We start from the raw sequence: 9,278 nt of genomic DNA, 5'->3' as shown, positions 1-9,278 counted from the left end.
ATCGCGCTGTTGCCCAGCCCTCCCCCGCCGCTGCCGGCGCTCTCACGCTGGGGGCGGCCGCCGCCGCGCCGCTCCTGCTGGCCCCCCTTGGGTGCCCCCTTGCCGCCACGCGGGCCACCGCCCCTGGGCTCGGGCCGCCCGCCGCCGCGGCGCTCGGGCCCCCGCTCGGGCCGCCCCTTCCCCGCGCCGGGCTCGTCGTCGAGGCGCAGCGTGAGCGAGATGCGCTTGCGTGCCTCGTCGACCTCCATCACCTTGACCCGCACCACGTCACCGGTCTTGACGACCTCGCTGGGATCGGACACGAACTGCTTCGACATCGCCGAGACGTGCACGAGTCCGTCCTGGTGCACGCCCACGTCGACGAACGCGCCGAACGCGGCCACGTTGGTGACCTGGCCCTCCAGCAGCATGCCGACCTTCAGGTCGGAGATCTTGTGGACGCCCTCGGCGAACGTGGCCGTGCGGAACGCCGGGCGCGGGTCGCGGCCGGGCTTCTCCAGCTCGGTGAGGATGTCGGTGACGGTGGGCAGCCCGAACGTCTCGTCGACGAACTGCTTGGGCTGCAACGACTTCAGCTTCGGCGCGTTGCCGATCAGCGCGCCGATGTCGACCTTGGCGCGCTCCAGGATGCGGTGCACCACGGGGTAGGCCTCGGGGTGCACGCCGGAGACGTCGAGGGGGTTGTCGCCGCCGCGGATGCGCAGGAAGCCCGCGCACTGCTCGAACGCCTTGGGCCCCAGCCTCGGCACGTCGGCCAGCGCCGTCCGCGTGCGGAAGGGCCCGTTGGTGTCGCGGTGGGCCACGATCTGGGCGGCGAGGCCCTCGGTGATGCCCGAGACCCGGCGCAGCAGCGGCACCGACGCGGTGTTGACGTCCACCCCGACGGCGTTCACGCAGTCCTCGACCACGGCGTCGAGCGAGCGCGAGAGCGCCGACTCGGCCAGGTCGTGCTGGTACTGCCCGACGCCGATGGACTTGGGGTCGATCTTGACGAGCTCCGCCAGCGGATCCTGCAGCCGCCGGGCGATGGACACGGCGCCGCGGATGGAGACGTCGAGGTCGGGCAGCTCGGCCGAGGCGTACGCCGACGCCGAGTACACCGACGCCCCCGCCTCGCTGACGACCACGGGCACGAGCTTGAGCGCCGGGTTCTTCGCGGCGAGCTCGCGGGCGAGCTGGTCGGTCTCGCGCGACGCGGTGCCGTTGCCGATCGCGACCAGCTCGACGTCGTGGGCCGCGGCGAGCTTCGTCAGCGTGGCGAGCGAGGCGTCCCAGGCCTTCCGCGGCTCGTGCGGGTAGATCGTGTCGGTGGCGACGACCTTGCCCGTGGCGTCGACGACCGCGACCTTGACGCCGGTGCGCAGGCCCGGGTCGAGGCCCATCGTGGCGCGGCTGCCGGCGGGGGCGGCGAGCAGCAGGTCGCGCAGGTTGGTGGCGAAGACGCCGATGGCGCCCTCCTCCGCCACCGTGCGCAGCCGGACGCGGATGTCGATGCCCAGGTGCATCAGGATCCGGGTGCGCCAGGCCCAGCGCACGACGTCGCCGAGCCACTTGTCAGCCGGCCGGCCCTGGTCGGCGATCCCGAACGCGGCCGCGATGGTGCGCTCGAAGTCGGCGGTGTCGCTCTCGTCGGCCGAGGGCAGGAGGTCGACGTCGAGCACCTCCTCCTTCTCCCCGCGGAACGCCGCGAGGATGCGGTGCGACGGCAGCTTGGTGAAGGGCTCGGAGAAGTCGAAGTAGTCGGAGAACTTGGCCCCGTCCGTCTCCTTGCCCTCCCGGACCTTCGTGACCAGCCGGCCGTTGCTCCACATCCGCTCGCGCAGCCCGCCGATGAGGTCGGCGTCCTCGGAGAAGCGCTCGACGAGGATCGACCGGGCACCCTCGAGGGCCGCGGCCGCGTCGGCGACGGTCTCGTTCACGTAGCCGGCTGCGGTGGCCTGCGGGTCGAGCGTCGGGTCGCCGAGCAGTGCGTCGGCCAGCGGCTCCAGGCCGGCCTCGCGGGCCGCCATCGCCTTGGTGCGCCGCTTCGGCTTGAACGGCAGGTAGATGTCCTCCAGCCGCGCCTTGGACTCGGCGGCGCGGATCCGCTCCTCCAGTGCCTCGTCGAGCTTGCCCTGCTTGCGGATCTCGTCCAGCACGGCCGTGCGGCGGTCCTCCAGCTCCCGCAGGTAGCCCAGCCGCTCCTCGAGCGTGCGCAGCTGCGCGTCGTCGAGGGTGCCGGTGGCCTCCTTGCGGTACCGGGCGATGAACGGCACGGTGGAGCCACCGTCGAGGAGTTCGACGGCCGCGCTCACCTGGTGCGGCCGGACGCCCAGCTCGTCGGCGATGCGCTGCTCGATGGTGTGTGGGGTGCCCGTCGTCCGTGTCACCCGTACATGGTGGCGGGTCGGGCACCGGGCGCCGCGAGGGGGCCCGCACGGGCCCTGCAGATAGACTGCAGACGACATGATCGGGTACGAGACGGGTGGCGACGCGCGGAGGGGTGAGTGGCGGAGATCCCGGTCGGCCGCTGCTCCCACGGCCACGCCGTCGACCAGCGCGCGGCGGTGCTGCGCGCACTGAGCCCCGTCCTCGACGCCGTCGGCCGCATGAACGCCAGCGCCGACCTGACCACCTCGTTGCAGTCGGTGGTCGAGGGGATCATCGAGGCCACCGGCTTCGGGGCCGGCGTGATCGACTACGTGCGGACGGACGGCACGATGGAGATCGTCGCGGTGGCGGGGCCGCCCGGGGCCCGGGAGGCGCTGCTCGGCAAGGAGGTGCCCGCAGGGGTGCTCGACCACGAGCTGGAGCTGGCGCAGCGGTGGGGCCGCCTGCGGTTCCTGCCCCACGGCACGGTCACCAACGACGTGCCCTACGTCTGGACCCCCGACATCCCCCTGCCCGAGACCCCCGACGGCTGGCATCCCGACGACTGCCTGCTCGCCCCGCTCTACGCGGGCGCCGGCGAGCTGATCGGGGTGCTGTCGGTCGACATGCCGGTCAACGGCCGGCGCCCCGACGCGTTCCAGCGCCAGCTGCTCGAGCTGCTCGCCGGGCAGGCCGAGACCGCCCTGCAGAACGCCCGCCGGGCGAGCCGCCTGCGCGCCAGCGAGGAGTCGTTCCGGCTGGCCTTCGAGGCCACCGCCGTGGGCATGGGCATGATCAGCCTCGACCACCGCGGGCCGCTGCGGCTGCTGCAGGCCAACCGGGCCCTGGGCCGGATCGCCGAGGCCGCCGGGCACGAGCCGGTCGGGGTGCTGAGCGACCTGCTGGACCCGTCCGATCCCGATCACGACCCCGACCACTGGGGTCGCGCCATCCGCTCCGCGCCCGCGGGGGTCTACCGCGCGGAGAAGCAGCTGCGCGGCGGCTCCGGGGAGCGGCCGTGGGTGCAGGTGGTCGCCACGGTCCTGCCGCTGCACACCACCGAGACGGGCCGGGCGATCGTCCAGGTCGAGGACATCACCGAGCGCCGCCACCGCGCCGCCAGCGACCCCCTCACCGGCCTGGCCAACCGGGCCCGCCTCGACGACGGCGTCACCGCCGCCATCGAGGCCGTGCGCGCCGGCGCTCCCCCGGGCGCGCTGCTGTTCTGCGATCTCGACGACTTCAAGTCGATCAACGACGTGTTTGGGCACCTGGCCGGTGACGCCGTGCTGAGGGCCTGCGCCGGACGTCTGGCCGCCCAGGTCCGCACCGGCGACAGCGTGTTCCGGATGGGCGGCGACGAGTTCGCGATCGTCCTGCGCGCCGTGCCCCCCGGGGAACTGGACCCGCTCGTCGACCGGATCAAGAAGATGGTCGCCGGCCCGATCGACCACGAGGGCCGCCGCCTCGCGGTCACGATGAGCGTGGGCGCGGCGGTCATCGACGGCTCCGTGTGCTCGGTCGACGGCCTGCTCGCCGCGGCCGACTCGGCGATGTACGCGGACAAGCGCCGCCCGGTCTGACCGATTCCCATTCGGGAGTCGCACGGCCGTCACCTGCGCAGCGCCCTGCTGACCCGTTCGTGACACCGACGACATCAGCGCTGGTCACCCTCGGTAGGCACCTCCCCGCCCCCGCACCCAGGGAGACCAGGATGACCGCGACAACCGACCCACCCGGGGCCACGGCGCTGACCGAGCGTCCCGCCGAACACGGCAGGCTCACCGACGGCGCCCTCGGGCTGCCGTCCGTGCTGTTCTGCATCGTCACCGGTGCCGCACCGCTGACGGCCATGCTGTTCAACGTCCCCGTCGCCGTGCAGGGCGGGGGCTACGCCGCACCGGCCGCGTTCCTCATCGCCACCGTGGCCCTGACGATCTTCTCGGTCGGCTACACCGCGATGAGCCGCCGCGTGACGTCGGCGGGCGGCTTCTACACGTTCGTCAGCCGGGGACTCGGCCGGGTCACCGGGGTCGGGGCCGGGTTGCTGATCGGGCTCTGCTACATCGTCTTCGTCGCGGCGGTGATCAGCGTGATGGGCTACTTCGCCGCCACGTCGATCCAGACGTGGACCGGGCTCGAGCTACCGGCCTGGGTGTACATGGCCGTCGGCCTCGCGGTCATGAGCGCGCTGGCCTGGTTCCACATCGAGCTGACGGCCAAGGTGCTCGGCGTGATGCTGGTGGCCGAGGTGCTGGCGCCGCTGGTGCTGGGCGTCTCGATCCTGGTCCACGGCGGCGCCCAGGGCCTCTCGCCCGCCCCCCTCGACCCGGCCGAGGTGCTCGGCAACGCCGGTGCGATCAAGGCCTTCGGCTCGGCCGCCACCGGTATCGCACTGTTCGCGGCGTTCTGGTCGTGGGTCGGGTTCGAGATGGCGCCCAACTACGCCGAGGAGTCCCGCGACCCGGTGCGCATCGCGAAGATCGCCACCTACGGCTCGGTGATCGGGCTCGGCGTCTTCTACATGTTCGTCTCCTACGCCTACGTCGTCGGCTGGGGGCCCGACGCGTCGGTCCAGGCGGTGTCCGACCAGTTCAGCGGCGCGTTCGCCTCCGCGTTCTACCCGCTGTCGGACAAGTACGTGGGCACGCCGCTGACCACCGTGATCCAGCTGCTCGCGATCACCAGCTCGTTCGCCTGCGCCATGGCGTTCTTCAACACCGGGGCGCGCTACCTGTTCGCGCTGGGCCGCGAGCACGTGCTGCCGCCCGTGCTGGGGTCGGTGTCGAAGCGCCACAACCCGGCCGTCGCGTCCATGACGGTGACCGTGATCGTCGCGCTGTACATCGTCGGGTTCACGGTCTACGACCCGTCGACGGAGGGGGCGCTGCTCAAGCTGGGCACCTGGTCGCCGCTACTCGGGGTGCTCGGCATCCTCGCGGTGCAGGCGCTCGTGTGCGTCGCGATCATCCGCTACTTCCTGACGACGGCCCGCGACGGCTTCCACTGGTTCACCACACTCGTCGCGCCCGTGCTCGGCGGCCTGGCGATGGCGGGCGCGTGCTACCTGCTGATCGCCAACCGGTCGACGCTCGCCGCGGCCGAGGACGTCCCGTTCATCACGCTGCTGCCATGGGCGGTGCTGGCGATGTTCGTCGCCGGCCTGGTGATCGCGCTGGTGATGCGCAGCCGCCGCCCGGACCGCTACGCCCGTCTGGGTCACTTCACGCTCGAGCTGGAGGATGCATGACCACCGTCTCCGAACCCACGACCTCCGTCTCCCACCCCTCGAGCCCCTGACGGCCGACGAGATCACCGGCGAGGTCGTCGAGGTCACCGACACCGGCGTCGTCCCGTTCCCGACCCGGGGCGGCAACTACGAGGAGCCGTGGATCTCCGAGCCCGGCAACGTGCCGGCGTTCGACGGCGTGCGCACCGACGTCAGGCCGATCGAGATCACGCAGCCCGAGGGCCCCAGCTTCACCGTCGACGACCACGCCGTGGCCTGGCAGAAGTGGACGCTGCGGATCGGGTTCACCCCGCGCGAGGGCCCGGTGCTGCACCAGGTGGCCTACGCCGGGCGGCCGATCATGTACCGGGCGTCGCTGGCGGAGATGTACGTGCCCTACGGCGACCCGGCGCCCACCCACCGGTTCAAGAACGTGTTCGACCAGGGCGAGTACGGCGTCGGCTGGCTGGCCAACTCGCTGACGCTGGGGAGTGACTGCGTCGGGCACATCCGGTACTTCGACGGCGTCGTCAACGACAACGACGGCGCGCCCGTCGTCATCCCGAACGCCGTCTGCATGCACGAGGAGGACGCCGGGATCGCGTGGAAGCACACGGACTTCCGCACCGGACCGGAGAACCCGCACGGCAACGCGTGGGAGGTGCACAGGACGGTGCTGGGCTCGGAGGCCGTCGCGCAGCGCGACACCGACGCGGCGAGGGCCCGGTTCTGGAAGATCGAGAGTGCGACGGAGACGTCCGCGCTCGGGGCGCCCACGGCCTACGCGCTGATGCCGGGCGCCACGGTGGCGCCGATGTACTCCCCCGAGGCGCTGTTCGCGCCGAGGGCGGGGTTCACGAACCACCAGCTGTGGGTCACCGCCCACGACGAGAAGCAGCGGTTCGCGGCGGGCGACTACCCCAACCAGCACCCCGGCGGCCGGGGCCTGCCCTCCTACGTCGAGGGTGACCGTCCGCTCGAGGGCGAGGACGTGGTGGTCTGGTACACCTTCGGCGCCCACCACATCGTGCGCCCGGAGGACTGGCCGGTGATGCCGGTGAGCACCATCGGTTTCATGCTCAAGCCGAGCGGCTTCTTCGACGGCAACCCGGCCCTGGACCTCCCCGCGACGGACGCCCACTGCCACGGCACCTGACCGGACCCCCGCGAGTCGGGGTCTCCGTGCGACCGGGTCGGGGCGTCGGGGCGACGTCCCGATCCGGGAGGACGCACCGAGGCCCCGACTCGCGCGCGCTCAGAGCCCGACTCGCGGGGGTGGGTGGCAGGCTGGGGCCATGCGCGTGCTTCCTCTGCTGCTCGGCTCCGCCGGGCTCGCCGCCGCCGTGGTGCGGGTCGGGAGGCGGACCGGGGTCACCGACGACGAGCTGGCGGCCGTGCTCCCCGGCGACGACGTCGTGCCCGGCGCACGGGTCGTCATGGACCGGGCCACCACGCTGCCCGCGCCGCCCGAACAGGTCTGGCCGTGGCTCGTGCAGCTGGGCAAGCAGCGGTCGGGCTGGTACCTGCCGGCCTGGCTGGAGACCGCGATCCCGTGGGCCCGGCGCGGGATCCGCACGATCGACCCCCGCTGGCAGGGCCTGACCGTCGGCGACGTCATCCCGGACTGGGGCGGCGCCGACGCCACCTTCGAGGTCGTCGTGCTCGACGCACCCCGCGCGCTCGTGCACCGCTCCACGCGCCCCCGCCGCCACGGGGGGACGCTGCAGGTGAGCTGGGCGCTCGTGCTCACCCCGGTGCCCGGCGGCCGGACGCGCCTGCACCTGCGGCTGCGCATCAGCGAGCTCGGCCACCGGGCGCCTGCGCTGATCACCGCCGTCGGCGGGCTGATGGACGAGGCGACCGTGCGCCCGATGTTCGCGGGGCTCCGGGAACGGCTGGCCTACTCGAGGAAGCCGACCGTGCCCGTGACCGACGCCGGCTGACCCGGCACCCCGGCCGCGAGCTCGCCCCGCACGTCCCCGTCCGCGACGATCGGGACCCCCGCGAACGCCGGGCTGCGCAGCCGGTAGGAGAAGCCCGCCACCTGCCGCTCGGGGGCGAACCGCCGGGGCAGCTCCAGCAGCAGCAGCGCCAGCAGCGGGCCGTGCACCACCAGCCCCGGATACCCCTCGACTCCCGTGACGTAGGGCTGGTCGTAGTGGATGCGGTGGGTGTTGTAGGTCAGCGCGCTGAAGCGGAACAGCATCCGTGGGTCGGGGTCGATGCGGGCCCGCCACCCGCCCGTCGGCTCCGGCTCGGCCGCGACGGGGGCCTCGGGGGCGAGGCCGCGCACCGACCCCGCGGGCTGGCTGCGGTAGGCGTAGTCCTGCTCCTCGATCAGCGCCACCACGCCGGCACGTCGGTACTCGTGCTGCTCGGTGACGAACACCATCGCCCCGCTGCGGCCCGTCTTGGGCGTGACCGACACCAGCGACGACCGGCGCGTGACCTCGTCACCGATCCGCAACGGCTCGCGCACCTGCAGCCGGCCGCCCGCGAACATCCGGCGCCGGTCGGGCAGCGGCGGCAGGAACGCGCCGTGGGCGGGATGGCCGTCCTCGCCCAGGTCGGCCTGCGCGGGATGGGCGAGCAGGTGGAACCAGTGCCACATCGGCGGCAGCGGGTCCCCCTCCCCCGTGCCGGGCGACGGCTGGTCGAGCAGCCCCGCGAACGCCTCGGTGGGGCAGGCGTCGATGCGCCCCGCCGTCTCGACGGGCGCGGGGGCCCACCCGGTCAGGTGGGAGGAGAGGTCGTCCACTGCCCGATCATCCCGCAACGAGCAGGGCCACGCACTCGAAGTGGTGGGTCATCGGGAACGCGTCGAAGGCGCGGAGCTTCTCGAGCCGGTAGCCGCGGGCGGCGAACAGGGAGACGTCGCGGGCCAGCGCGGCCGGGTCGCAGGCCACGTGCACGATGCGCTGCGGTGCCCGGGCGCACAGGGCGTCGACGAGCTCGCGCCCCAGCCCCTTGCGCGGCGGGTCGGCGACGATCACGTCCGGTTGCCCGTCCAGGCTGCCGACCAGCTTCTCGACCCGCCCCGCGCGCCACCCGATCTGCGTCAGGTCGGCCAGCGCGGCCCGCCCGTCGGCCACGGCCTGCCGCGACGACTCGACGACGGTGACGCCGCCCGTCGGCCCGACCTGCCCGGCCAGCACGGACGCGAACAGCCCGACCCCGCCGTAGAGATCCCACGCCACCCCGCCCTCCGGCGCGGCCGCCCACTCCCCCACGACCGCGGCGAGCGTGTCCGGCAGCGCCGGGTGGACCTGCCAGAACACCCCGGGCGACAGGCGCCACTCGCGCCCGGCCGCCCGCTGCACGACGGGCCCGGTGTCCACGTGCACCACGTCGTCGGCGTCGACGGTGACCTCCACCTCGCGGCCGGGCTCGAAGGTCCGCTCCAGCACCGGCGCGAGGGTGCCCGCGGGCGCCAGCGGGCAGTCGGCGATCGGCAGCACGTCGTGGCTGCGGTGGGCGCGCAACCCGGCGTGGCCCGTCTCGTCGACGGCCAGCCGCACGCGCCGGCGCCACCCCAGCGCCCCGCCGGGCAGCTCCTCGACGGGCACGCGCAGCCCGATGCCGGCGAGCCGCTGCAGCTGCTCGGCCAGCACGTCGGCCTTGAGCGAGCGCTGGGCGGCGGGGTCGATGTGCTGCAGGTCGCAGCCCCCGCACCCGCCGGCGCGGGCCCAGCTGCACGGCG

At 73.6% G+C, this 9,278-nt stretch carries 7 protein-coding genes; 4 read left to right on the top strand and 3 right to left on the bottom strand.

Features of this window, described 5'->3' with window-relative positions; genetic code table 11:
• Nucleotides 1–2,369: Tex family protein (locus BGP03_RS07000; protein WP_299735888.1), on the bottom strand; the 2,369-nt coding region annotated here is incomplete at its 3' end.
• 117 nt (nt 2,370–2,486) lie between these two features.
• On the opposite strand from BGP03_RS07000, the gene BGP03_RS06995 reads away from it, so the two are divergent.
• The 4 genes from BGP03_RS06995 to BGP03_RS06980 all read left to right on the top strand — a co-directional run bounded on the left by BGP03_RS06995 (nt 2,487) and on the right by BGP03_RS06980 (nt 7,521).
• Nucleotides 2,487–3,932 (top strand): diguanylate cyclase, encoded by a 1,446-nt coding sequence (locus tag BGP03_RS06995; RefSeq protein WP_298796537.1) that lies wholly within the window; start codon nt 2,487–2,489, stop codon nt 3,930–3,932.
• Nucleotides 3,933–4,063: 131 nt separating this feature from the next.
• Entirely contained in the window at nt 4,064–5,599 is a 1,536-nt protein-coding gene (locus BGP03_RS06990; RefSeq protein ID WP_298796539.1) for an APC family permease, read from the top strand.
• Nucleotides 5,592–6,734, top strand: coding sequence for a hypothetical protein (locus BGP03_RS06985; RefSeq protein ID WP_298796541.1), 1,143 nt, complete (start codon nt 5,592–5,594; stop codon nt 6,732–6,734). The genes BGP03_RS06990 and BGP03_RS06985 overlap by 8 nt, the downstream gene beginning before the upstream one ends.
• A gap of 139 nt (nt 6,735–6,873) precedes the next feature.
• Complete coding sequence (locus BGP03_RS06980) at nt 6,874–7,521, top strand: SRPBCC family protein (RefSeq protein WP_296372536.1); 648 nt, start codon at nt 6,874–6,876, stop codon at nt 7,519–7,521.
• On the opposite strand, the gene BGP03_RS06975 is transcribed toward BGP03_RS06980, so the two are convergent.
• Nucleotides 7,479–8,336: a MaoC family dehydratase N-terminal domain-containing protein gene (locus tag BGP03_RS06975; protein WP_296372539.1), complete on the bottom strand. Its 858-nt coding sequence runs from the start codon at nt 8,334–8,336 to the stop codon at nt 7,479–7,481. The genes BGP03_RS06980 and BGP03_RS06975 overlap by 43 nt on opposite strands.
• Before the next feature lie 7 nt (nt 8,337–8,343).
• On the bottom strand, nt 8,344–9,278 hold a 935-nt coding region (locus tag BGP03_RS06970), incomplete at its 5' end, for a class I SAM-dependent RNA methyltransferase (RefSeq protein WP_299735884.1).

The organism is Pseudonocardia sp. 73-21, from assembly GCF_001899645.1.
Classification (GTDB): Bacteria; Actinomycetota; Actinomycetes; order Mycobacteriales; family Pseudonocardiaceae; genus Pseudonocardia.
The sequence above is the reverse complement of the archived record's forward strand: the minus strand, read 5'-3'. Positions and strand labels throughout refer to the sequence as shown.